The sequence below is a fragment of the Lysinibacillus sp. NPDC093216 genome (assembly GCF_050280325.1).
In the GTDB taxonomy this organism is placed as follows: Bacteria; Bacillota; Bacilli; order Bacillales_A; family Planococcaceae; genus Lysinibacillus.
Map to the genome: position 1 here is coordinate 1 of NZ_JBNNVB010000044.1, position 26293 is coordinate 26293.

The window sequence follows — 26293 nt, forward strand, 5'->3', positions numbered from 1 at the left end:
TGGGGATTAGCGTCACAGATGAGACCCTGCAGCGAAGCGAAGCGGCTCATCGGACGCCCCCAGGAAAGCGCCCAGCCGGAACGGAAATCAACCACACGTTATAATGATAAGCCTAATAACTGTCGTAATTGTATGAGCGCCTAAGTGCATATGTTCTTTGTTTGTAAAATAAAGGAGGAATTGAAAAATGGTTGAGTACAAAGATACTTTATTAATGCCAAAAACAGATTTCCCAATGCGTGGGAACTTACCGGCAAATGAACCGAAGATGCAAGAAAAATGGAATGAAATGGACATTAATAAATTACAAATGGAGCGTACAGAAGGATGCCCTGAGTATGTGTTACACGATGGACCTCCATATGCGAATGGTGATATCCATATCGGCCATGCTTTAAATAAAGTACTGAAAGATATGATTACGCGTCATCGCTCTATGACTGGCTACCATGTAAACTATATTCCAGGTTGGGATACACATGGTTTACCAATTGAGCAAGCACTTACGAATAAAGGTGTAAAGCGCAAAGAAATGTCTGTTGCTGAATTCCGTAAATTATGTGAAGAGTATGCTTACGAGCAAATCGACAACCAACGTACACAATTCCGCCGTTTAGGTGTTCGTGGTGATTGGGAAAATCCATATATTACATTAAAGCCTGAATTTGAAGCTCGTCAAATTGAAGTTTTCGGAAAGATGGCTGAAAAAGGCTATATTTATAAAGGTTTAAAACCAGTTTACTGGTCTCCATCATCTGAATCTGCACTTGCAGAAGCAGAGATTGAATATAAAGATATTAAATCTCCTTCTATTTATGTAAGCTTTGCGCTTAAAGATGCTAAAGGTGTTGTCCCAGCAGATGCTAAAATGATCATTTGGACAACAACGCCTTGGACAATTCCTGCAAACTTAGGGATTTCTGTGAACCCTGAATTTATCTATGTGGTTGTCGCAGTTGCAGATAAAAAATTCATTATTGCAAAAGAATTATTAGAAAAAGTTGCTAACGAACTTGAGTGGGAAGCATACGAAGTTGTTCAAGAAATTAAAGGTGATGCATTAGATCGAATTGTTGCACAGCATCCATTCTATGACCGTGAATCTCTTGTGATGGTTGGAGAGCACGTAACTGCTGAAGCGGGTACTGGCTGTGTTCATACAGCACCAGGACACGGGGAAGATGACTATCATATTAGTAAGCAATATGGTCTACCAATTCTTAGCCCTGTTGATAATAGCGGCTGCTATACAGATGAAGCACCTGGTTTTGAAGGTGTATTCTACAATGATGCAAACAAATTAATCACAGAAAAATTAAAAGAAGTCGGTGCATTAGAAAAGCTTAACTTCTTTACACACTCTTATCCACATGACTGGCGTACGAAAAAACCAGTTATTTATCGTGCAACACCACAATGGTTTGCGTCAATAGATGCATTCCGTGATGAGTTACTAGACGCAGTAAAATCAACAACATTTACACCTGCTTGGGGTGAAACTCGTCTTTATAATATGATTCGTGACCGTGGAGACTGGGTAATTTCACGTCAACGTGCATGGGGTGTGCCAATTCCAATTTTCTATGCTGAAAATGGAGAGCCAATTATTACACCAGAAACAATTGCCCATATCTCAGCATTATTCCGTGAGCATGGATCAAATATTTGGTTCCAAAAAACAGCTAAAGAATTATTACCTGAAGGCTTCACACATGCAAGTAGCCCGAACGGTGAATTTACAAAAGAAAACGATATTATGGACGTTTGGTTTGACTCAGGTTCTTCTCACCAAGGTGTGCTAGTAGAACGTGGTATGAAATATCCAGCTGATTTATATTTAGAGGGTTCTGACCAACACCGTGGATGGTTTAACTCATCATTAATTACTTCTGTAGCTATTAATGGCTATGCACCATATAAGGGACTATTAACACATGGTTTCGTGCTGGATGGTGAAGGTCGTAAGATGAGTAAATCTTTAGGGAATGTCATTATCCCGAAAAAAGTTATGGATCAATATGGAGCAGATATTCTGCGTTTATGGGTTGCTTCTGTAGATTATACAGCCGACGTTCGTATCTCAATGGATATGTTAAAGCAAGTATCTGAGGTTTATCGAAAAATCCGTAACACATTCCGTTTCTTACACGGAAATGTAGCTGATTTCGATGTAACGAAAGATCGAGTAGCATATGAGGATCTTCGTGAAATGGATCAGTACGTTTATATGCGCTTACAGGATGTATTAAAAACTGTACGTGCTGCATATGATCGCTATGATTTCGCAGCTGTTTATCATGCAGTGAATAACTTTGTTGCAGTAGAATTATCTTCATTCTATTTAGATATTGCAAAAGATGTTGTGTACATCGAAGGCCATGACAACAAAGATCGCCGTGCGATGCAAACAGTTATTTATGACACATTAATGACATTAGTAAAAGTCATGTCACCTATTATCCCTCATACAAGTGACGAGATGTGGTCTTACTTACATGCTCAAGGTGTTGTAGAAGAGGTATCTGTACAATTAACAGACTTCCCAGAGGTAGATGAACATGAAAACTTCGCAAGTCTACGTGAAAAATGGGTAAAAATTATTGATGTTCGTGATGATATTTTAAAAGCATTAGAGGAAGCTCGTAATGCAAAAACAATCGGTAAATCACTTGAAGCGAAAGTGACAGTTTATGCGAAAGAAGATGTGGCGGCATTATTAAATGATGCAAGCATTAATTTTGCACAACTTTCAATCGTTTCTGCTTTTGAAGTAGCGTCAATTGAAGCTGCACCTGCAGATGCATTAGCTCTAGAGCATGCATCGATTGTTGTTGAAAAAGCAACAGGTGAAAAATGTGAGCGTTGCTGGTCTATTTCTGAAACAGTCGGTTCAAATGAAGCACAACCAACAGTATGTGCGCGTTGTGCAGAAGTTGTTGAGAAGTATTACGCGTAACATAAATAAACACGTATAAAAATAAGAATCTACATTCTATGTAATTAATAACGCAAGTCTCCTTAGTAATGGGGGCTTGCGTTTTTTTGAAGGTCGAGAGCGACGGAAAGAAGATCAAAAGCGACGGATAGAAGAGCCAAGGCGACGGATGAAAATCAGAGCGATGGAAAGAAGAGTCGAAGCGACGGATAGAAAGACGAAAGTGACGGAAAGAAGAGCCGAAGCGACGGATAGGAAGTCCAGAGCGACGGAAAGAAGAGCCGAAGCGACGGAAGAAAACCAGAGTGACGGAAGAAGAGCTGAAGTGACGGATGAAAACCAGAGCGACGGAAAGAAGAGTCAAAACGACGGATAGAAATGCCAAAGCGACGGAAAGAAGAGCCAGAATGACGGATTGAAACCAGAGTGACGGAAAGAAGAGCCGGAACGACGGATAGAAAGGCCAAAGCGACGGAAAGAAGAGCTAAAGTGACGGAAGAAAACCAGAGCGACGGAAAGAAGAGTCAAAACGACGGATAGAAATGCCAAAGCGACGGAAAGAAAAGCCAGAATGACGGATTGAAACCAGAGTGACGGAAAGAAGAGCCAGAACGACGGATAGAAATGCCAAAGCGACGGAAAGAAGAGCCAGAATGACGGATTGAAACCAGAGTGACGGAAAGAAGAGTCAAAATGATGGATAGAACCACCAAAATGATGGATAGAACCACCAAAGCGACGGATAGCTCAACAAACATCCGCAGGAAAGCGCTTGGTCGGAATGAAAATCAACCCCACACAATGGTATTGATCCATATTTTCATGCTATATTAGTTATTCTGAGATGGGCTGTTATGGTAGAATAGGTTAGATGTTGAGCGAACGGAGGAGTGTCTGTGTATAAATATTATGGATTGGCCGCATTCGTGATTCTTTTAGATCAATGGACGAAATGGCTAATTGTGAAAAATATGGAGTTACGCGAACGAATTTCAGTATGGGATCCGTGGTTTGGGATATTGTCTCATCGAAATAAAGGAGCAGCATGGGGAATGTTAGAAGGCCAAATGTGGTTATTTAGCATTGTCACGATAGGTGTTATTTGTGCCATCCTATATTTTTATCATAAAGAGGCTAAAGGTAAACCTATTTTTCAAGTGGGCTTAATGCTTTTATTAGGCGGAGCTGTAGGGAATTTTATTGACCGTATATTTAGAGGTGAAGTGGTCGATTTTGTAAATGTATTAATTCCAGTAATTAATTATGATTTCCCAATCTTCAATATTGCGGATGCAGCTTTAACAATGGCGGTAGTAATATTAATGATTGGCATAATCATGGAAGATAAAAAAGGAAAGAAACAGGTGAAAGAATGACGCAAGTATCATATACAATGGAAGAACAACAACAGGGAGAGCGCATTGATAAGGCGCTTTCGGGTGTGCAATCAGAGTGGTCGCGTACACAAATCGGGAATTGGATTACTGATGGTATTGTCAAAGTAAATGGAGAGACTGTCAAGGCGAAGTATAAGGTAAAAGTAGGGGATATTGTAGAAATTGATGTACCCGAAGCAGAGCCATTAGATGTCATTCCTGAAAACTTAGATCTTGATATTGTTTATGAGGATGCAGATGTCCTTGTTGTGAATAAACCAAAGGGCATGGTTGTCCATCCAGCGCCTGGACATATGACGGGTACACTAGTGAATGGTTTAATGCATCATTGTAAGGATTTGTCGGGTATCAATGGCATTATGCGACCAGGAATTGTGCATCGTATTGATAAAGATACATCAGGATTATTGATGGTTGCTAAAAATGATGCAGCTCATGAATCGTTAGTGAATCAGCTAGTCAATAAAACAGTGACACGTAAATATACGGCGCTAGTTCACGGGCATATTGCACATGATAAAGGCACAATTGATGCACCGATTGGACGCGATCAAAAAGATCGTCAAAAACAAGCAGTTGTCGATAAAGGGAAGCATGCAGTAACTCACTTCCAAGTTATCGAACGCTTTGGTGAATACACTCTTGTAGAATGTCGTTTAGAAACAGGACGAACTCATCAAATTCGCGTGCATATGAAATATATTGGCTACCCTCTTGTTGGTGATCCAAAATATGGACCAAAAAAGACAATAGACTTTAATGGACAAGTATTACATGCTGGAATTTTAGGATTCGATCACCCTACATCAGGCGAATATATGGAGTTCGAAGCACCACTTCCTGCTGATTATGAACAATTATTACTAGATTTAAGAAATAAGCATTGACGTATAGGAAAAGAAGGTCTATACTAACGAAAGTGAATGAACAACTTAACTAAATATTCACCTTTAATGACAGTCCAGAGAGGCTGAGAAGGTACATGTGAATGTGTTGTAAAAAATTTGTGCTGCAAATTTTTCAACATACTATTTAAACACGTATATAACCCTCTCAGGCCATTCGCCTTGAGAGGTTTTTTTATGGACACATGACCACAATAAATAAAAGAGAGGAGGAAACTTACATGGCACAAAATGAGCTATTAGATGGCCCATCTATGGCAAGAGCGTTAACACGCATTGCACACGAAATTATTGAACGTAATAAAGGAATCGATGAATGTATTTTAGTTGGTATTAAAACACGAGGTGCCTTTCTTGCAAGACGCCTTGCAGAACGAATTGAAAAAATTGAAGGCAAACCAATCCGTACGGGGGAGCTAGACATCACCCTCTATCGAGATGATTTAACGACAAAGCATGATAATGAACAGGCACATGTTGAACAAGTAGATATTGATGATGTGGTCGTTAATCAAAAAATTATTTTAGTCGATGATGTACTTTATACAGGACGTACAGTACGCGCAGCACTTGATGCAGTAATGGATTTAGGACGACCTTCACAAATTCAACTCGCAGTCCTGATCGACAGAGGACATAGAGAACTACCAATAAGAGCTGATTATGTTGGCAAAAATGTACCAACATCTGGAACAGAGCGTATTGTCGTAAATTTACAAGAGGTAGACGGAGAAGATTGCGTCATCATTTTTAAAGAAGACTAACTATAAAGTGAGGAAACATTATGTCAAATGCAGTATTAGATATTAAGGATAAACCGACCCCAGTCCAACTAGTGACATTAAGTTTCCAGCACATGTTTGCCATGTTTGGGTCAACGATCTTAGTTCCTCAGTTGGTTGGTCTTAGTCCAGCGATTGCCCTTTTAACAAGTGGGATTGCTACACTGTTCTTCTTATTAATTACGAAATTTCAAGTGCCAGCATATTTAGGTTCATCCTTTGCTTTTATTGCCCCGATTTTACTTGTCGCAGGTGGTTTAAATAAAGATGGTTCAAGTGTAAATCCAGGTCATGCGATGATTGGTGCAATGGCAGTCGGGATTACATATGGTATCGTATCCCTAATCATCTGGAAAAGCGGCTACAAATGGATTATGAAAATTTTACCACCGATTGTGGTAGGACCTGTTATAATGGTAATTGGTCTTGGATTATCAGGGACAGCGGTAAGTATGGCGATGAATGTTGATGGTAAATATAGCTTTTTACACTTCTCAGCAGCGTTAGTGACTTTATTTACAGCTATAATTTTCACGATTTTCTTTAGAGGTATTTTAAGCACAATGCCAATCTTAATTGGCTTAATCGTGGGATATATTTACTCAATGATGATCGGAATTGTAGATTATTCACCAATTACCAAAGCAGATTTCTTTGCAAAGCCTGAGTTTTTAATCCCAGGTGTTCATTACGACTTTGAAATCACAACAAAGCTACTCCTAACAATGGTACCAATCGTTATCGTCACTATTTCAGAGCATATCGGTCACCAGTTAGTATTAGGGAAAGTTGTTAATCGGGATTATATTAAAGAGCCAGGGTTACATCGTTCGTTATTAGGGGACGGAATTGGAACATTTATTAGTGCATTAATCGGTGGTCCACCGAAAACAACTTACGGTGAAAATATCGGTGTCCTTGCAATCACGCGTGTTTACAGTGTGTATGTCATTGCAGGTGCAGCAGTCGTAGCAATTTTACTATCATTCTTCGGGAAAGCAATGGCAGTTATTGCAACGATTCCAACAGCTGTACTTGGTGGGGTTTCCATCTTGCTCTTCGGTATCATTGCAGCAAGTGGATTACGAATGTTAGTTGATAATCATATCGACTTTGGGAATAGTCGTAACTTGGTCATTGCCTCTGTTATTTTAGTCATTGGCATCGGTGGTGCAAAGTTCGTTATTTCGGAATCACTAAGTATCGAAGGTATGGCATTAGCAGCGATTATCGGTGTTGTTTTAAATGCCATACTGCCAGGTAAAAAAGAAGCAGATATACCAGTACCGTACAATCAAAATAAAAATTCATAGAAGTACCTTTTAATGAATTGTCCAGAGAGGCAAAAAAAGGGAAGTTGTAGATAAGCTTGTAGTAGGAATGTATCCTGCTGTAGTTTGTCACGCCTCCTTATGCCTCGTTGATGACATCAACGGGGCTTTTATTATCTTCATGCATCCCACCTCTGAAGGTGAGATGCATGAAGGTAAAGCCTCCGGCGGATGTCACGGATTTTGAATTTTGCTCGCGCAATTCAAAATCCGGACGCGATTACGCCAAGGCGAAATTGATTTTATAAAACGTTAGTTATACATAACGTTCATGAAACACAACCCAGTGGAGGTACATGATGAAGAACTTATTATCGATGGAACATTTAACAATTGAAGAGATTAACAACATTCTAGATCGTGCGCAAGCTTTTGAGAATGGTGAAGCATCATCATTATCTCGCCCACACAACGTCGCAAATTTATTTTTTGAACCAAGTACACGCACGAAAACAAGCTTTGAAATGGCAGAGCGCAAAGTTGGTTGTATCGTTATCCCATTTGACGGTAGCTTTTCGAGCGTCTCTAAAGGGGAGACATTGTACGATACGGTTAAGACGCTAGAAATGATTGGTATGGATGCAGTAGTCATTCGCGCAAAAGAAGATGCGTATTACAATGAATTACTTGAAGGCATCAATGTGTCAATCATTAATGGAGGTGACGGCACTGGTCAGCATCCGTCTCAATCATTATTAGATCTTTATACAATCAAAAAAGAGTTTGGTTCTTTTAAAGGGTTGAATGTGACAATCGCTGGAGATATATGCCATAGCCGTGTAGCGAAATCGAATGCGTTAGCGTTACAGCGCTTAGGGGCAAATGTTAATTTCCTTTGTCCAGAAGAGTGGGAAGGCAGTTTCGAAGCGCATCATTCTTGGGATGATTTAATCGAAATAAGCGATGTGATTATGTTACTTCGTGTGCAACATGAACGCCATAAGGTAAATAAAAGCTTCTCAAAAGAGAGCTATCATCAAGAGTACGGTTTAACAATTGAACGTGAGAAACAAATGAAGGAAAAGGCAATTATTATGCATCCAGCACCGGTCAATCGTGATGTAGAAATTGCGTCAGAGCTAGTAGAATGCGAGCGTTCTAGAATTTTCGAGCAGGTTCGTAATGGTGTCTATACACGGATGGCTATAGTTGAAACAATTTTAAAGGGGAGAGAGTAACATGACAAAGGTTCTTCAAAATGTACAAATGCTAAATGAACAAGGTGAGCTACAAACAGTAAATATCGCTATGACAGATGGCAAAATTACTGCAATAGGTCAAAATGTAAATGTAGCAGGCGCAGAAATGATCGAAGGAAATGGTTTAGTTGTTGCACCAGGCTTTGTCGATGTTCATACACATTTACGTGAGCCAGGCTTTGAACATAAAGAAACAATTGCTACAGGGTCAGCATCAGCAGCAAAAGGTGGCTTCACAACAATTTGTGCGATGCCAAATACAAAACCAGTGCCAGATTCAGTAGAAAATATGCAGTTGATAAATGGTCTTATTAAAGAAAGTGCAGCTATTCGAGTACTTCCATACGGCTCATTAACAAGGGACATTTCAGGTGAGGTTCGTACAAATATTGAAGAATTAAAAGAACATGGGGCTGTCGCATTTTCAGATGATGGTGTTGGGATCCAGCTTGCTTCAACAATGTATGAGCAAATGAAGGATGCCGCGCAGCACGATATGGTAGTTGTAGCACACTGCGAAGATAACTCATTAATTTACGACGGAGTGATGCATGAAGGGAAGCGTAATCAAGAGCTTGGTTTACCAGGAATTCTATCAATTTGTGAATCTGTTCAAATTGCACGAGATGTTCTACTGGCAGAAGCAGCTGGAGCACGCTACCACGTTTGTCACGTATCAACGAAGGAATCTGTACGTGCAGTACGTGATGCGAAAGCAGCGGGTATTCGTGTCACTGCAGAAGTTTGCCCACATCATTTATTACTTGAAGAAATGGATATCCCATCAGATGATGCAAACTGGAAAATGAATCCTCCGCTACGTGGAGCAGATGATAAAGATTCACTTCACGCAGCTATGCTAGACGGCACAATCGATTGTATCGCTACAGACCATGCTCCACATACAGTAGAAGAAAAATGCTGTGGTATGGTTGGTGCTCCGTTTGGCATTGTAGGCTTTGAAACAGCGTTCCCACTTCTTTACACACAGTTTGTAGAAACGGGGAAATGGTCGTTAAAACAGTTGATTGACTGGATGACTGTCAAGGCAGCTCAAATTTTCGATTTACCATATGGCACATTAGAAGTTGGTGCTTCGGCAGATATGATTTTAATTGATTTAAATAAAGAGCAAACAATTGATGCAGAAGGCTTTGTATCAAAAGGACGCAATACACCATTCAATGGTTGGGTTGCAAAAGGCTGGCCGGTTCTAACAATTTTTGAAGGCAATATCGTATACCAGGAGGCAGAGTAATGAAAAAACGTTTACTTATTTTAGAAGATGGCACAGTATTTACAGGCACAGCGTTCGGTAGTGAGAGAGCTTCACAAGGTGAGGTTGTATTCACGACAGGGATGACAGGTTATCAGGAAACAATTTCAGATCCTTCATTCTACGGACAAATCGTAACGTTAACTTACCCTTTAATCGGTAATTACGGTATTAACCGTGATGACTTTGAATCAATCACACCAGCTATCCGTGGGTTTGTAGTTCGTGAATTAGCAAAAACCCCTTCAAACTTCCGTTGTGATTTAACGGTAGATGAGTACTTAACTTCAAAGGATATTCCGGGCATTGAAGGAATTGATACACGAAAATTAACACGCATTATTCGCAGTAAAGGGTCAGTAAAGGCTATTTTAACGGCGGCTGATGAAGAAGTGAATGTGGATGAAGTCGTAGCAAAATTACAGGCAACACCAGCGATTACACATCATGTTCGTGAAGTATCACCGAAAGCAGCCTACCCATCACCAGGTCGTGGCAAACGAGTAGTATTAATTGATTATGGTATGAAGCACGGTATTCTTCGTGAGTTAAATAAACGTGATTGCGATGTGCTTGTAGTACCTTACAATACATCAGCAGAAGAAATTTTAGCTTGGCATCCAGATGGAATTATGCTGTCAAACGGTCCAGGTAACCCTGAGGACGTAGTTGAAGGCATTGAAACCGTACGTAATTTAATCGGAAAAGTGCCAATGTTCGGTATTTGCTTAGGTCACCAAATCTTCTCGCTAGCATGTGGTGCACAAAGCTTCAAATTACCATTCGGTCACCGAGGTGGTAACCATCCGGTAAAAGATTTACGTACTGGTCGTACAGACTTAACATCTCAAAACCATGGTTATGCAATCGATATTGATTCATTAAAAGATACAGATTTAGAAATAACACATATCGCATTAAATGATGGCACTTGTGAGGGTGTACGTCACAAGAAATATCCAATCTTCACGGTGCAATATCACCCAGAAGCATCACCAGGTCCAGAGGATTCAAATCACTTATTTGATGAATTTATCGAAATGATGGAAGTAGAAGCAGGGAAGGGGAAACAACATGCCTAAACGTACAGATATTGAAACTATTTTAGTAATCGGATCAGGTCCAATCGTAATCGGACAAGCAGCAGAATTTGACTACGCAGGAACACAAGCTTGTCTTTCATTAAAAGAAGAAGGCTATCGCGTTATCTTAATAAACTCAAACCCTGCAACAATAATGACAGATACAGAAATTGCTGACAAAGTATATATTGAGCCAATTACACTTGAGTTCGTATCACGAATTCTACGTAAAGAGCGTCCAGATGCAATCCTACCAACACTTGGTGGTCAAACAGGTTTAAACATGGCCATTGAATTAGATAAATCAGGAATTTTAGATGAGCTTGATATTGAAATTCTTGGAACAAAATTAGAAGCGATCCATAAAGCAGAAGACCGAGATCTATTCCGTAATTTAATGTATGAGCTAGGTGCTCCAGTACCTGAATCAGATATTATTCATAACTTAGACGAGGCGAAAAACTTTGTAGCGAAAATTGGCTACCCAGTAATCGTTCGTCCTGCCTTCACACTTGGTGGTACCGGTGGCGGTATTTGCTACAACGATCAAGATCTAGAGGAGATTGTTACATCTGGTCTAAAATATTCTCCAGTAACACAATGTTTACTTGAAAAATCGATTGCTGGTTATAAAGAAATCGAATATGAAGTAATGCGTGATGCTGCTGACAACGCTATCGTTGTATGTAACATGGAAAACGTTGACCCAGTTGGTATTCATACAGGTGACTCTATCGTAGTGGCACCTACACAAACACTTTCAGATCGAGAAAACCAAATGCTACGTAATATTTCATTAGATATTATCCGAGCACTAAAAATTGAAGGTGGCTGTAACGTACAGTTAGCACTTGATCCATATAGCTTTAATTACTATGTGATCGAAGTAAACCCTCGTGTATCGCGTTCATCAGCATTAGCATCAAAAGCAACAGGTTATCCAATTGCAAAGCTAGCAGCAAAAATCGCGGTTGGTTTAACATTAGATGAAATCAAAAACCCTGTAACAGGTTCTACGTATGCTTGCTTCGAGCCAGCTTTAGACTACATCGTGGCGAAAATTCCACGTTGGCCGTTCGATAAATTCGAATCAGCAAAACGTAATCTTGGTACACAAATGAAAGCGACTGGTGAAGTAATGGCACTTGGTCGTACATTTGAGGAAGCTATGCTAAAAGCAGTGCGCTCTCTTGAAACAGGTCAAGTTCACTTAGAGCTAAAACATGCAGAAGAAAACTCTGATTCTTGGATTGAAAAACGTATTCGCAAAGCAGGTGACGAGCGTCTATTCTTCATCGGTGAAGCACTTCGTCGCGGTGTAACAATTGAGCAAATCCATGAATGGTCTGCCATTGACTTATTCTTCTTAAATAAATTCAAAAACATCGTAGATATGGAGCAAACACTTGCTGACAATAAAGACGATAAAGAAGTGTTACGTACAGCAAAACGACTAGGCTTTGCAGATAAGAAAATTGCTGAGCTTTGGGAAACAACACCAGAAGAAGTATATGCATATCGTAAAGAAAATGGCATTATCCCAGTATACAAAATGGTGGATACGTGTGCAGCGGAGTTTGAATCTGAAACACCATACTTCTATGGCACATATGAGGATGAAAACGAATCGATCAAATCAGACAAGCCATCAGTTATTGTACTTGGTTCTGGTCCAATCCGCATTGGGCAAGGGGTAGAATTTGACTACGCAACAGTACACTCAGTATGGGCAATTCAAGAAGCAGGCTACGAAGCAATTATTATTAACTCGAATCCAGAGACAGTATCCACTGACTTCTCGGTTTCAGATAAATTATACTTTGAGCCATTAACAATCGAAGACGTTATGCATATTATCGACCTTGAGCAACCAATTGGAGTAGTTGTACAATTCGGTGGTCAAACAGCTATTAATCTAGCTGATAAATTAGCTGCCAATGGCGTGAAAATCCTAGGAACAACTCTTGAAGATATCGACCGTGCGGAAAACCGAGATAAATTCGAGCAAGCATTACGTGAATTGAACATTCCACAGCCACTAGGTCAAACAGCTGTATCTACGGAGGAAGCACTTGCTATTAGTGGACGTCTAGGCTTCCCGGTACTAGTTCGTCCTTCATACGTACTAGGTGGACGCGCAATGGAAATTGTCTACAACGAAGAGGAATTACAACATTATATGGAGAACGCGGTAGAAGCATCTCCAGATCATCCAGTATTAGTAGACCGCTACTTAACGGGTCAAGAAATCGAAGTAGATGCCATTTGTGACGGTGAAAATGTCTTAATTCCAGGTATTATGGAGCATATCGAGCGAGCAGGGGTTCACTCTGGCGACTCGATCTCTGTATACCCGCCACAAAAATTAACACAAGCACAAAAAGATACGTTAGTGGATTATACAACTCGCCTTGCAAAAGGTCTTGGCATCATAGGCTTAATGAACATTCAATATGTTATTTCACAGGGCGAAGTATTTGTCATTGAGGTTAACCCTCGTTCATCTCGTACAGTACCGTTCTTAAGTAAAATTACAAACATTCCGATGGCAAATATTGCAACGAAAGCGATTCTTGGTAAATCAATCGTAGAACAAGGCTATCCAACAGGCTTAGCGCCAGAGCAAAATGGTGTCTTCGTAAAAGTACCAGTATTCTCCTTCGCTAAATTACGTCGTGTTGACATTACACTAGGGCCTGAAATGAAATCAACAGGTGAAGTAATGGGTAAAGATGCAACATTAGAAAAAGCACTTTACAAAGGCTTAGTTGCAGCAGGTATGGAAATTCGTACAGAAGGAACAGTATTGTTCACTGTATCCGATAAAGATAAAGAGGAAGCAATTGAACTTGCAAAACGCTTCTCAACAGTAGGCTATCGTATTGTCGCAACTGAAGGTACAGCTAAAGCGTTTGAAGATGCAGGCGTACGCACAGATATAGTTGGAAAAATCGGTGCAAAAGGTGAAACATTAATCGATTTAATTCAAAACGGTGAGGCACAGCTTGTTGTCAACACTTTAACAAAAGGCAAGCAACCGGCACGTGATGGCTTCAGAATTCGTCGTGAGTCTGTAGAAAATGGCGTACCTTGCTTAACTTCATTAGACACAGCGGAAGCAATGGTTCGAGTTATTGAATCAATGACATTCACAGCAGAACAAATGCCAAAAGCGGAGGTAGTACATTAATATGATTCGTCAAGAGAAAATGACGGTCGTCTCTCAAAAGCAAATTGCGACAAACATTTTCGAATTGACACTTCGTGGAGAACTGGTTCAGGATATGACACCTGGCCAGTTTGTCCATGTAAAGGTGTCAGATTCATTGGAGCCGCTTTTACGTCGACCAATTAGTATTGCAAATATAGATAAAGACAACAACGAATTTACAATGATTTATCGTGCGGAGGGTCGTGGAACACAAGTGTTAGCGACAAATCGCGAAGGGCAGCTTGTCAATGTCCTTGGTCCAATCGGTAATGGATTCCCTGTAGAAGCAGTAAAAGAGGGAGGCACAGCTCTACTAGTTGGTGGGGGAATTGGAGTACCTCCATTACATGAGCTTTCCAAGCAATTGAACGCGCGTGGTGTTAAAACAATTCATGTGCTAGGCTTCCAATCGGAAGATGTATGCTTCTATGAGGAAGAATTCAGTGCCCTTGGTGAAACACATTATGTAACGGTTGACGGTTCTAAAGGAACAAAGGGCTTTGTCACAAATGTTTTAGAGTCACGAGCACCTGAATTCGATGTCTTTTATTCTTGCGGTCCGCTACCAATGTTAAAAGCACTTGAAGGCTTTTATCCAGAAAAAGAAGGTTATTTATCATTTGAGGAGCGTATGGGCTGTGGGATCGGTGCTTGCTTTGCATGCGTATGTAAAACAACAGACCAAGTAGCAAAAGACTATGTCAAAGTATGCTCTGACGGTCCAGTTTTCCCGAAAGGTACGGTGGCATTATGAGTCGTTTAAACATTCAATTGCCAGGCTTAGACTTGAAGAATCCAATAATGCCAGCATCCGGCTGCTTTGGCTTTGGACGTGAATATGCACAGCTTTATGATTTATCAAAGCTTGGCGCTATTATGATTAAAGCTACGACTGTGGAAACACGTCCCGGCAATCCAACCCCACGCGTAGCAGAAACAGCAGCAGGGATGTTGAATGCAATTGGTTTACAAAATCCCGGAATCGAAAAAGTAATGAATGAAGAATTAAAGTTTTTAGAAAAGTATGATGTGCCAATCATTGCAAATGTTGCTGGTACGGAAACAGAAGATTACGTGGAAGTAGCACGACGTATTTCAACTGCAGGAAATGTGAAAGCATTAGAGCTTAATATTTCTTGTCCGAACGTTAAATGTGGCGGAATTCAATTTGGGACAGACCCTGCAACTGCACGTGAGTTAGTTAAAGCTGTCAAAGCTGTTTCTGAAGTGCCAGTATACGTGAAATTGTCTCCTAACGTAACGAATATCGTAGAAATTGCACAAGCTGTTGAAGCAGGTGGTGCAGATGGCATTACAATGATTAATACACTAATTGGTATGCGTTTAGACGAGCGTACAGGTAAACCAGTGATTGCCAATGGTACAGGCGGCTTATCTGGTCCTGCTGTAAAACCAGTAGCAATTCGCATGGTTTATGAAGTGTATAAGGCTGTCAATATTCCGATTATTGGGATGGGTGGCGTGACAGAGGCGCAGGATGTTATTGACTTTATGTCGGCTGGCGCTTCTGCAGTTGCTGTTGGAACAGCAAACTTTGTCGATCACTTCGTTTGTCCAACTATTATTGATGAACTACCAGCAAAGCTCGATAAATTAGGAGTAGAGCATATTTCAGAAATTATCGGGAGGAGCCATCGTCTATGAATACAAAACCAATACTTGCACTAGATTTTCCTGGAGAAGCAGAAGTATTCAACTTTCTAAAGCACTTTAACGAGCCTCTTTTCGTAAAAATCGGTATGGAATTATATATGCAGGAAGGGCCGGATATTGTACGCAAAGTAAAAGATCTAGGTCATGATATTTTTCTAGATTTAAAATTACATGATATTCCCAATACAGTGGGCTCTGCTATGAAAGGCCTAGCAAAATTAGGAGTAGATTTAGTCAACGTTCATGCTGCGGGCGGACGTCCGATGATGGAGGCAGCACTTGAGGGGCTTGAAGCGGGTACTCCGGCAGGACGTGAACGAGCGGCATTAATTGCTGTAACACAGCTGACGTCTACAACAGAAGAGCAAATGCACGCAGAGCAAAAAATTGCTTTATCTTTACAGGAGTCTGTATTACATTATGCAAGCTTAACAAAACAAGCTGGTTTAAATGGTGTTGTCTGCTCCGTACATGAGGCAAAAGCTATTGCTGAAGCATGCGGTGAAGATTTCTTGCGTGTGACACCTGGTATCCGATTAGCAGGTGGCGACGCACATGACCAAAAGCGCATTGCAACACCAGACGGCGCAAAACGTGACGGTTCTTCATTAATCGTCGTTGGACGTGCCGTTACAGGTGCACAAGATCCAGTAGCAGCATATAAAATCGTAAGTGAATTATGGGAGGCATAACTATGACATTACAAAATGAAATCGCACACGCTATGTTAAAAGTAGGTGCAGTAGAATTAAATCCAACAGAACTATTCACATGGGCATCAGGCATTAAATCCCCAATCTACTGTGATACACGTCTGACAATTTCTGACCCTGTAATTCGTAAGCAATTAGCAAATGGTCTAGCATCTCTTATTAAAGAAAACTTTGGTACAACAGAAATCGTAGCAGGTACAGCAACAGCAGGCATTCCACATGCTGCTTGGGTAAGTGATATTTTAGAATTACCAATGGTGTATGTACGCTCTAAAGCAAAAGAGCATGGCCGTGGTAACCAAATAGAAGGAAAATACGCAGCAGGTCAAAAAGTCGTAGTAGTAGAAGACATCGTTTCTACAGGCGGCTCATCCATTACAGCTGTTGAAGCTTTACGCGCAGCAGGTTGTGAAGTACTAGGCGTTGTTTGCGTTTACACATACAACCTTCCACGCGCTGAACAAGCATTTGAAGAGGCAGGCATAAAATATGTATCTCTAACAAATTTCGATTATTTAATTGAAGCAGCTAATGAATCAGGCACTATTAAAGAGGAAGATATTCCATTCTTAAAAGACTGGCATGGAAAATTAAAAGCAGGAGAGCTTTAAATTCCTTCAGCGGGTGTTCAAACATCCGCTGAAAGAATTTAAGCCTCCGGCGGATGTCACGGAATCGAAAAGGAGTTAATAAAGGATGTTAGCCTAAAATCATCGCATCCATGCGATAACGGCTAACTGACCTGCATCGGTAAAAACGCCACGTCCTGTGGCATTACCGAAATGACCGACATCGTGTCGGCCCTCACGCAGGCCTAAGCACAAAGTCGATTCCGGACGCAATTATGCCGAGGCATAATTGATTTAATAAAGGGTGGTATGAATTATTTCATACCACCCTTTCATTGTGTCAAATTAGATAAAGTATGGCTCTCCGGCAAAACGAGGGGTTGATTTCCGTTCCGGCTGGGCGCTTTCCAGGGGGCGTCCGATGCTCCAAAATGCCAATCGCTGATAAAAGTGCCGAGAATCGCTGATAAAATCGAGAAAACCGCTGATAAAGTGCCGAGAATCGCTGATAAAATCGAGAAAACCGCTGATAAAGTGCCAAGAATCGCTGATAACAACATGAGAACCGCCGATAGCATCATGAATCGCACCTGTAGTAAAGCGGTAGGTTGGAATGGAAATCATCCTCATTTCAAGCACATCAACATTCACAAAGATTTCCTTGACCATTTCAGACGGTAAACATACCCGTACAATATCGGGTATGTTTACAGCCTTTTTTATTTTTTAGTAACTTACAGTAAAGGAGAAATGAGTCGCATAAGTGATTCAAGCATGCGCTTTTGAATACTTCGCTTTTGAAATGACGCCCATGTAATTTCTATAGATTCTTTAAAATCTTGTTCAAAATCATCTTTTATATCCAGAACTGTTTTAGATTCATAAAGGACCGCAATGATTTCATAATTAAGCTCAAAACTACGAATATCCATATTTGCTGTACCAATTGATGCAATTTCATCATCGACAAGTATAATCTTAGCATGCATAAAAGCATCTTTCACGCGGTAAATGGAGACACCCGCTTTCAGAAGCGGTGTAAAGTATGATTGGGATGCTTGATCACTAATGATGCTATCGCCTTTTCCTGGATATAAAATGCGGACATCTACTCCAGAAAGTGCACTCAAACGTAATAATGTTAATGTTTCCTGATCAGGAATGAAGTATGGAGTGGCAATCCAAATTGACTTTTTTGCAGAACCCATAATTTTCAATAAAGCATTCCGAATATTTGTATCATCTGAGCTAGGTCCACTTGCAACGATTTGTACGGCACCTTCTGCCTGATGAATCCCTTGACTTGGAAAGTATGTGCTATCCATAAATTGATTCCAAGATTCGGTATTTAAACTACTAGTGGCATAGAGAAAATCTTCTAGGAAAATGGCTTGCAGTTTATATAATGCTTTTCCTTCTATTTTTAAATGACTATCACGCCAAATAGGAAACTTCTTCGAACGACCAAGATATTCATCTCCGACATTAAGCCCACCTGTAAAACCAATCGTCCCATCTACAATTACAATTTTCCGATGGTTACGATAATTTACGGTTTCTAATAGCCAAGGTGAAAGAATAGAATCAAATTCAACTACTTCAATTCCTGCTTCTTTCATTGGTTGTAAGAAACGTCTACGTAATTTACTACTGCCGAGTCCATCGAAAAGAAAGCGTACGATCACGCCAGATTTTGCTTTTTTTATTAAGGCGTCTCGAATCGTTGTACCGATTTCGTCTGATCGATAAATATAGTATTGAATATGAATATGATGTGTAGCATTTTCAATTGCTTGTAGGATTTCAGTAAACGTTTCATCACCATTTGTTAAGAGTTTTGTTGCTGTTTCATTTGCAACAGGACCACCGCCAAATTTTTGGATAACTTGTGTCAAGTAGGTGGATCGTTCATTTAAAGGGGAAGAGAGTTCTAAATTAAAACTTCTTCCTTCTAAAATTCCACGGAATAACTTCCTTTTTTCTTCTGAACGATGTAAATGTTTCTTTCTTCTCCAGCGACTTCTTCCGAATAGTAAGTACAGAAGTAAACCGATAACAGGGAGAATGGCTAATACTAAAAACCAAGCCAATGTACTTTGTGGGGAACGGTTTTCAATAAAAATAACGAAGGAAATTCCTATAATTGTGATAGGCAATAGTATGCCTATTAAGGTATATAAGGAAATAAAGGACTTATTTAAGACTCCGAGCATAATTGCCGCAATTGTAAATACAAATAGTAATTGGACTACGCGATTTTTCATATGTATACATTTTCACCTATTCTTTTTTATTTTTTTATAAGACGAAGTAGTACTTTAATAGTTTTATGATAAATTGTTTTCTTTTTATTTACAATATAGACACTTCCACGCTAACGGATATTGTTAGTAATGACCAAATCAATATCGCTAAATCGCAAAATGCTGCCTCTACTGTAAATCAAAAATCTTTAATATTGATCATTTTAAAACATTTAGAGCAATTATACCTCGGCATAATTGTTGTAGCTGACGCTTCGCTTTCGCTACAGAAAATATTGCTGAAAGAAGTTAAATTTTCTCAATTATACTTCTCCCAAATGATAAATCAACTTAACGGAAAATAATAATAAACAATTCATTAAGCGTAATATTTTCCATTAGAAGGTATTGAATATTTGAAATATTCACAATAATAAAATAATTAAATTGAGAAACTAATATAAAAAAAATTACAATTAAATATTAAGAGGTATGTATATCTTTGTTGAAGAAAAAAAGAGGGATAATATTATTTTAATAAAACGAAACACGTTTATTTTATGATATGAATTTTTTAACAAGTAATAAATATTTATTATTAATGTTATTATGTTGTTTTTTTAGGGAATAAAAATAGTTTTTTGTGAATAATTAACTATTATCTGACATTAATTGTTTTAATAAAATAATAGAGTGTTGAGAAATGAAATAATAAATAATAAATAATTATGAACTAGATTTCTAATGATTTTGATTATGATGTAAAGTCTAAATTATATTTATTTTTACAATAATTTAAAAATGTACTTGATTTAATATATTAATTCTAGATAAAATGATGGTACAATTAATTGTCAGATAATTCTTTTGTTGGAATAATATTTTGAGAATGAGAGTGATTATTAATGACAACAATTTATATGAAATTAAGATGCTTATTATATTCAAGGATGAAACTGTTTTAATTTTTCTGAAAATTGAAATGCACAGTGGTGATAACATTAAGTAAACAAAAGCAAATTCATTTAAATTGAATGTGGTTCTTAAAAAGTTGGTTTTTTCTTTTGATTTGATAGGGAGGTAATCGTGTGACTAATAATCATGAAATGATTATTGAGATTAATAATTTACGTACAAGCTTTCGGCGAGCAGATGAATATTTCGCTGCAGTAGATGGTGTTGATTTGCGCATTCGAAAAAATGAGGTGCTTGCAATTGTAGGTGAGTCAGGTTGTGGTAAAAGTACTTTAGCTACATCAATTGTTGGGTTACATAATCCTATCAACACAAAAATTGAAGGTGAAATATTATATAAAGGTAAAAATTTGGTAGATATAACGGAGCAGCAATATACCGAGTTACGCGGGAGTGATTTCGGTTTTATTTTCCAAGATCCACTGGCAGCACTGAATCCGTTAAAGAGAATCGGTTTCCAAATTGAAGAACCGCTTATATACCATACGGATTTAAATGAAGCACAACGTCGAGAGCGTGCAATGGAGTTATTACAGCAAGTAGGTATACATAACCCAGAACGTATTTATAAGCAATATCCGCATGAATTATCAGGTGGTATGCGACAACGCGTAATGATAGCGACAGCGATTGCATGTAAGCCACCTCTTATTATTGCAGATGAACCAACAACGGCATTAGATGTAACGATTCAAGCGCAAATACTAGATTTATTAAAAGAATTACAAATAGAAACTGAGTCAGGCATTTTGTTAATTACCCATGACTTAGGTGTAGTAGCTGAAGTAGCAGATCGTGTTGCAGTAATGTATGCTGGACAAATTGTCGAAGAAGCACCGGTTATTGAATTATTTAGAAATCCTAAACATCCATATACACGTTCGTTACTTAACTCTATTCCTCAATCTCATAAGGTAAATGAAAAGTTAGAGGTTATTCATGGTATGGTTCCTTCATTATTTAATTTACCACGTGGAGGTTGTCGATTTGCACCGCGTGTTCCATGGATTGACGAAAGCGCCCATGAGGAAAATCCAATATTACATGAGGTTGGACCAGAACATTTTGTTCGTTGTACGTGTTGGAAAGACTTTCACTTTAAGAAGGATGAGGGAAAATAATATGAGCTTTATGCAAATTAAAGATTTATGCGTGCATTATCCTATCCGTGGTGGTTTTTTCAATACCATTGTAGATCATGTTTATGCGGTAGATGGCATTAGTATGGAGTTTGAAAGAGGAAAAACGTATGGTCTTGTTGGAGAATCAGGATGTGGTAAATCGACAACAGGTAAGGCAATTATTGGTTTGGAAAAAGTAACATCAGGTCAAATAATCTATGAAGGACAAGATGTAACGACAATGCGTCGTAGCGGTAATTCAGGATTTAATCGAGACGTACAAATGATTTTCCAAGATTCTCATTCAAGTATGAATCCAAGAAAACGTATACGTGATGTTATTGCAGAGCCTATTCGAAATTTCCTGCGTTTAAGTGAAGAGGAAGAACGGAAACGAGTTAACGAGCTTTTGGCGATTGTTGGAATGCAAGAGGATGCCCAATATAAATATCCTCATGAATTTTCTGGTGGTCAAAAGCAACGATTGGGTATTGCACGTGCTTTGGCATGTCGCCCCAAATTAATAATTGCAGATGAACCTGTTTCTGCTCTTGATTTATCTGTACAAGCGCAGGTTTTAAACTTTATGCAAGATATACAAGAGGAATTTGGCGTAACGTACTTATTCATTTCACATGACTTAGGTGTTGTAAAGCATATGTGTGATGAAATCAATATTATGTACCGAGGACGCTTCGTAGAAAAAGGACAAAGAGAAGATATATATAATGATCCACGTCATATTTATACACATCGTTTATTATCTGCAATTCCAGATATTGAGCCTGAAACTCGTGTAGAACGTAAGCAAGAGCGTTTAAAAGTAAGTCAGTATTATAAAGAAAATCAACATAAATTTTTTGATAAAGACGGAAAAGTTTATCCTTTACAATCAATTTCAGATACACATGCCGTAGCATTGGCGTCGATTGAAGGAGGAATGTGATTATGTGGAAAACGGTTCTTCGAAGAGTCATCATCATGGTTCCACAAATTATTATTTTAAGTATGTTAGTGTTTATCATTGCTAAGCTAATGCCAGGCGATCCATTTACAGGTTTAATGGGACCAGAGACAGATCCTAACCGTATTGAAGAATTACGCGAAGCAGCAGGCTTAAACGACCCATGGTATCAACAATATGCTAGATGGGTGTCAAATGCAGTACATGGCGACTTAGGTAAAAGCTACACATATCAACGTAGTGTAACATCACTTATTGGTGAACGTGCACTCAATACTTTCTACTTATCATTAGTTGCAATGATCCTAACGTATTTAATTGCAATTCCATTAGGGCTTCTAGCAGGTCGTTATCAAGATTCTCGATTAGACCGAGGAATTGTGTTTTATAACTTTTTAAGTATGGCAATACCTCCGTTCGTCTTTGGTTTAATTTTAATTTATGTATTCGGCTATATATTAGGCTGGGTTCCAACATCAGGTTCAGTAAATGTATTAACTGAAAAAGGTACTTTATCTTACTATTGGGATAAATTGTATCATATTATTACACCTGCTATTACGATGGCGGTTTTGGGTACGTATACAATCATTCAATATTTACGTTCAGAAATTATTGATTCTAAAAACCAAGACTATGTTAAAACAGCACGCAGTAAAGGTTTACCAATGAATAAAGTATATACACGACACATTTTCCGTAATTCATTAATTCCGATTGCGGCAGGTCTTGGGTTCACTATTACAGGTTTACTAGGCGGAACAATCTTTATTGAAACAATCTTTAGTTATCCAGGTATGGGAGAACTATTCATGTCTTCAATTGCGAGTCGTGACTATAGTGTAATTACAGCACTTATCGTGTTGTATGGTTTCTTGGGGTTACTTGGAAGTATGTTATCAGATATTATTTTAAGCATCGTAGACCCACGAATACGTATCGACTAACTTGCAAAGAATAGAGGTGACTTTACATGGATAAAACAGAAGAGAAAAAATTAGAAGAACAACATCGCCCAGCAGTAGGTTTCCAAGTCGTTTGGCGTGAGTTTAAAAAAGATAAATTAGCAATGTTTTCATTAATATTTATAACTTTATTAGTAATAGCGGTATTTATTGCTAGTTTTATTATTGATGTAGACGAAATAATGAAAGTTAAATTACTAGGTCGCTTTGCGGAGCCAGGTGTTGATGGATATATTTTAGGTGCAGATGACGCAGGGCGTGATATTTTTGGACAATTAATTATCGGAGCTAAAAACTCTTTAATTATTGCTGTAAGTATTACGCTTATTGCAGCAGTTATCGGTATTATTATGGGTTTAATCACTGGCTATTATGCGGGTAAAGTTGATCTTGTTATTATGCGAATTATGGATTTCATTATGATTTTACCTAATTTTATGATTACGATTGCCATTGTTTCAACGCTAGATAATTATTCACCAGTACACATCGTTATATTATTAAGTATATTTGCTTGGATTGGGAAGGCAAGATTAATACGTAGTAAAACATTAACTGAGGCTCGTCGAGATTATGTAAGTGCTTCAAAAACGATGGGTACAAGTGATTTCAAGATTATGTTTAGAGAAGTTCTACCAAATTTAAGCTCCATTATTATTGTTAACTTAACATTAAGTTTAGCTGGTAATATGGGTGCTGAAACAGGGCTTTCATTTTTAGGGTATGGCTTACCACCTTCAACACCAAGTTTAGGTACTCTAGTAAGCTATGCAAGAGATCCTGAGATTTTAGTAGATAAATGGTGGATTTGGTTACCCGCAGCATTATTTATTTTAGTAATGATGCTTGGTATAAATTATGTTGGTCAAGCGTTACGACGTGCGGCTGACTCAAGACAACGATTAGGTTAAGGAGGAAGGGTAAATGAAGAAAAAAAGTTATTTTCTTTTAACTTTACTATTGACACTAGTTTTAGCACTAGCGGCATGTAGTGGAGGAGGCAAAGAATCTTCAAAGGATTCTGATTCAAAAGGTGGTAATGATTCTGGAAAGAAAACTGAATCATCTCGTAGTTTTCCAATGGAAGTAGAGAATGAAGGAGAACCAATTAAAGGTGGCGTTTTACAAGTAGCTTTACCAAGTACATCACCGTTCAAAGGTATTTTCTTACAAGAACTTTACTCAGATAATAATGACTCAGCGATTATGAAGTTTGCAAGTAACATTCTTTTTGAGAATGACGGTGACTTCCAAGTAACAGATAAAGGACTTGCAACTCTGAAGGTCGACGCAGATGCAAATAAAGCAACTGTAAAAATACGCGAAAATGTAAAATGGTCAGATGGAGAGCCTTTTACAATCGACGATGTTATTTTCCCTTATGAAATTATCGGTAACCCTGATTATGAAGGTGTACGTTATGATGATGATTTCCAAAATATTATTGGTGCTAAAGAGTATCATGATGGGAAAGCTGATACAATTTCAGGTTTAAAACGAGTAGATGATTATACATTAGAAATTTCATTTAAATCAATTTCACCAGCAATTTACAGTGGTGGTGATGGATTATGGAGTTCAGCTGCACCAAAACATCAATTAAAAGATATTCCAGTGAAAGAAATGGTAAGTTCAGATGCTGTTCGTGTAAACCCAGCAACTTTAGGGGCTTTCAAGTACGATAAAATTGTAAACGGTGAGTCTGTTAAACTTGTTAAAAACGAACACTATTGGAAGGGTGAAGCTAAACTCGATGGTGTAGTAATAAAAGTAGTTTCGCCAGAAACATTACCGAAAGCATTAAATTCAGGAAGCTATGACTTAGCGATTAATGGTTTCCCAGGATCAAAAATTACACAAATAGAAAATTCAAAGAACTTAGCAATCCTATCACGTCCACAATTAGCTTATAGCTATTTGAGTTTCAAGCTAGGTAAATTTGATAAAGCAAAAGGAATTAACATAACAGATAAAAATGCAAAATTAAATGATCCAAAATTACGTCAAGCATTAGTCTATGCTATCGATGTAGAAGGCGTTAACGAAAAATTAAGTAATGGTATTCATACACGTGCGACAACGTTAATTCCACCAGCATTTGCATCATTCCATACAAAAGATATGCCAGGCTTCACATATGATGCTAAAAAGGCAAAACAATTATTAGATGAAGCAGGCTATAAAGATGTTGATGGCGATGGTATTCGTGAAGACAAAGATGGTAAGCCATTTACAATTAAATTAGGTGCACAAGGTGGTACTGAGGTTCTAGAATCTACGATTGAATACTACCGCCAAAACTGGAAAGAGGTAGGCATCAATGTTGAATTAGCTTCTGGCCGTCTAATGGAGTTTAACTCATTTAGTGATAAACTTAAAAAAGATGATCCAGAGATTGAAATGTTCTTTGGTGCTTGGGGTACAGGAACAAATCCATCTCCAAAAGGTTTATATGGTGAGGGCGCATTATTCAACTACTCACGTTTTGTATCACCTGAATTAACTGCAATGTTAGATGATATCGATTCTAAAGAATCTTTAGATGTAAATCATCGGAAAGAAGCATTCCGTAAGTTTGAAGAGTATATGTTTGAACAGGCTACAACAATTCCAACTGTAGCAATGACTGAGATCATTCCAGTTAATAAACGTGTTAAAAACTTTAATGTTGACTATGCAGATGAAACTCAATATCAAGATATCGAGTTAACTGCTGATGCTCCATTAAAAAACTAAATAGCACATAGTTAAGTGTGAAAGTGTAAAGCTGTAGGTAATTTCCTTAAAAGGAATTTCTACAGCTTTTTTACGTTTGTGTAACTTCAAATGTCCGTCGAGAAATTAATTTATTTTTTAGACGGATTGTAATATTAAGTGCAACACCTAGAAGTCAATATAAAGGAAGCCCATAACGACCTCGTGTAGAATGTAGTTACCACACAAACATTCAA

General features: G+C 38.5%; 21 protein-coding genes. 19 read left to right on the forward strand and 2 right to left on the reverse strand.

Features of this window, described 5'->3' with window-relative positions:
• Positions 1 to 187 precede the first annotated feature (187 nt).
• The 14 genes from ileS (at position 188) to pyrE (ending at position 17116) form a co-directional block, all read left to right on the forward strand.
• Complete coding sequence (gene ileS, locus ACQKOG_RS25980; RefSeq protein WP_427448516.1) at positions 188 to 2956, forward strand: isoleucine--tRNA ligase; 2769 nt, start codon at positions 188 to 190, stop codon at positions 2954 to 2956.
• Positions 2957 to 3032: 76 nt separating this feature from the next.
• Positions 3033 to 3311: a hypothetical protein gene (locus tag ACQKOG_RS25985; protein WP_427448518.1), complete on the forward strand. Its 279-nt coding sequence runs from the start codon at positions 3033 to 3035 to the stop codon at positions 3309 to 3311.
• Positions 3312 to 3831: 520 nt separating this feature from the next.
• On the forward strand, positions 3832 to 4311 hold the full coding sequence (gene lspA, locus ACQKOG_RS25990) for a signal peptidase II (protein WP_370075304.1): 480 nt from the start codon (positions 3832 to 3834) through the stop codon (positions 4309 to 4311).
• Positions 4308 to 5219 (forward strand): RluA family pseudouridine synthase, encoded by a 912-nt coding sequence (locus tag ACQKOG_RS25995; protein ID WP_370075303.1) that lies wholly within the window; start codon positions 4308 to 4310, stop codon positions 5217 to 5219. The genes lspA and ACQKOG_RS25995 overlap by 4 nt, the downstream gene beginning before the upstream one ends.
• 203 nt (positions 5220 to 5422) lie before the next feature.
• Complete coding sequence (gene pyrR, locus ACQKOG_RS26000) at positions 5423 to 6001, forward strand: bifunctional pyr operon transcriptional regulator/uracil phosphoribosyltransferase PyrR (RefSeq protein WP_402868216.1); 579 nt, start codon at positions 5423 to 5425, stop codon at positions 5999 to 6001.
• A 20-nt stretch (positions 6002 to 6021) separates the two neighbouring features.
• Positions 6022 to 7332, forward strand: a complete 1311-nt coding sequence (locus ACQKOG_RS26005) for a solute carrier family 23 protein (protein WP_415731769.1) — start codon at positions 6022 to 6024, stop codon at positions 7330 to 7332.
• A 317-nt stretch (positions 7333 to 7649) separates the two neighbouring features.
• Positions 7650 to 8528 carry an aspartate carbamoyltransferase catalytic subunit gene (locus ACQKOG_RS26010; protein WP_427448519.1) on the forward strand — a complete coding sequence of 293 codons (879 nt, stop codon included), beginning with the start codon at positions 7650 to 7652 and terminating at the stop codon, positions 8526 to 8528.
• 1 nt (position 8529) lies between these two features.
• Positions 8530 to 9807: a dihydroorotase gene (locus ACQKOG_RS26015; protein WP_427448520.1), complete on the forward strand. Its 1278-nt coding sequence runs from the start codon at positions 8530 to 8532 to the stop codon at positions 9805 to 9807.
• The gene (locus tag ACQKOG_RS26020) at positions 9807 to 10907 is read left to right on the forward strand and encodes a carbamoyl phosphate synthase small subunit (protein ID WP_049668365.1); all 1101 of its coding nucleotides are present in this window, start codon (positions 9807 to 9809) and stop codon (positions 10905 to 10907) included. Before ACQKOG_RS26015 ends, ACQKOG_RS26020 begins: the two co-directional genes overlap by 1 nt.
• Positions 10900 to 14097 carry a carbamoyl-phosphate synthase large subunit gene (carB, locus tag ACQKOG_RS26025; protein ID WP_402868211.1) on the forward strand — a complete coding sequence of 1066 codons (3198 nt, stop codon included), beginning with the start codon at positions 10900 to 10902 and terminating at the stop codon, positions 14095 to 14097. The genes ACQKOG_RS26020 and carB overlap by 8 nt, the downstream gene beginning before the upstream one ends.
• A gap of 1 nt (position 14098) precedes the next feature.
• Complete coding sequence (locus tag ACQKOG_RS26030) at positions 14099 to 14872, forward strand: dihydroorotate dehydrogenase electron transfer subunit (RefSeq protein ID WP_100544005.1); 774 nt, start codon at positions 14099 to 14101, stop codon at positions 14870 to 14872.
• Positions 14869 to 15783: a dihydroorotate dehydrogenase gene (locus ACQKOG_RS26035; protein WP_402868209.1), complete on the forward strand. Its 915-nt coding sequence runs from the start codon at positions 14869 to 14871 to the stop codon at positions 15781 to 15783. The genes ACQKOG_RS26030 and ACQKOG_RS26035 overlap by 4 nt, the downstream gene beginning before the upstream one ends.
• Positions 15780 to 16484 (forward strand): orotidine-5'-phosphate decarboxylase, encoded by a 705-nt coding sequence (gene pyrF, locus ACQKOG_RS26040; protein ID WP_370075296.1) that lies wholly within the window; start codon positions 15780 to 15782, stop codon positions 16482 to 16484. The genes ACQKOG_RS26035 and pyrF overlap by 4 nt, the downstream gene beginning before the upstream one ends.
• A 2-nt stretch (positions 16485 to 16486) precedes the next feature.
• Entirely contained in the window at positions 16487 to 17116 is a 630-nt protein-coding gene (pyrE, locus tag ACQKOG_RS26045; protein ID WP_142507525.1) for an orotate phosphoribosyltransferase, read from the forward strand.
• A gap of 303 nt (positions 17117 to 17419) precedes the next feature.
• Here the strand turns inward: pyrE and ACQKOG_RS26050 are convergent, their stop codons facing one another.
• Together ACQKOG_RS26050 and ACQKOG_RS26055 are read right to left on the reverse strand one after the other, a co-directional pair.
• Complete coding sequence (locus ACQKOG_RS26050; protein WP_402868206.1) at positions 17420 to 17725, reverse strand: hypothetical protein; 306 nt, start codon at positions 17723 to 17725, stop codon at positions 17420 to 17422.
• 83 nt (positions 17726 to 17808) lie between these two features.
• Positions 17809 to 19338, reverse strand: a complete 1530-nt coding sequence (locus ACQKOG_RS26055) for a cardiolipin synthase (protein ID WP_370075293.1) — start codon at positions 19336 to 19338, stop codon at positions 17809 to 17811.
• 1085 nt (positions 19339 to 20423) lie between these two features.
• Between ACQKOG_RS26055 and ACQKOG_RS26060 the strand changes: the two genes are divergently transcribed.
• The 5 genes from ACQKOG_RS26060 to ACQKOG_RS26080 are packed head-to-tail and all read left to right on the forward strand — an operon-like array spanning position 20424 to position 26078.
• Entirely contained in the window at positions 20424 to 21413 is a 990-nt protein-coding gene (locus ACQKOG_RS26060) for an ABC transporter ATP-binding protein (protein ID WP_370075344.1), read from the forward strand.
• 1 nt (position 21414) lies between these two features.
• Positions 21415 to 22359, forward strand: coding sequence for an ATP-binding cassette domain-containing protein (locus tag ACQKOG_RS26065; RefSeq protein ID WP_415731762.1), 945 nt, complete (start codon positions 21415 to 21417; stop codon positions 22357 to 22359).
• 2 nt (positions 22360 to 22361) lie between these two features.
• Positions 22362 to 23324, forward strand: a complete 963-nt coding sequence (gene opp4B, locus ACQKOG_RS26070) for an oligopeptide ABC transporter permease (protein WP_132357499.1) — start codon at positions 22362 to 22364, stop codon at positions 23322 to 23324.
• Positions 23325 to 23350: 26 nt separating this feature from the next.
• Entirely contained in the window at positions 23351 to 24253 is a 903-nt protein-coding gene (locus ACQKOG_RS26075; RefSeq protein WP_402868202.1) for an ABC transporter permease, read from the forward strand.
• Positions 24254 to 24266: 13 nt separating this feature from the next.
• Positions 24267 to 26078 carry an oligopeptide ABC transporter substrate-binding protein gene (locus tag ACQKOG_RS26080; protein ID WP_370075290.1) on the forward strand — a complete coding sequence of 604 codons (1812 nt, stop codon included), beginning with the start codon at positions 24267 to 24269 and terminating at the stop codon, positions 26076 to 26078.
• Positions 26079 to 26293: the final 215 nt, after the last annotated feature.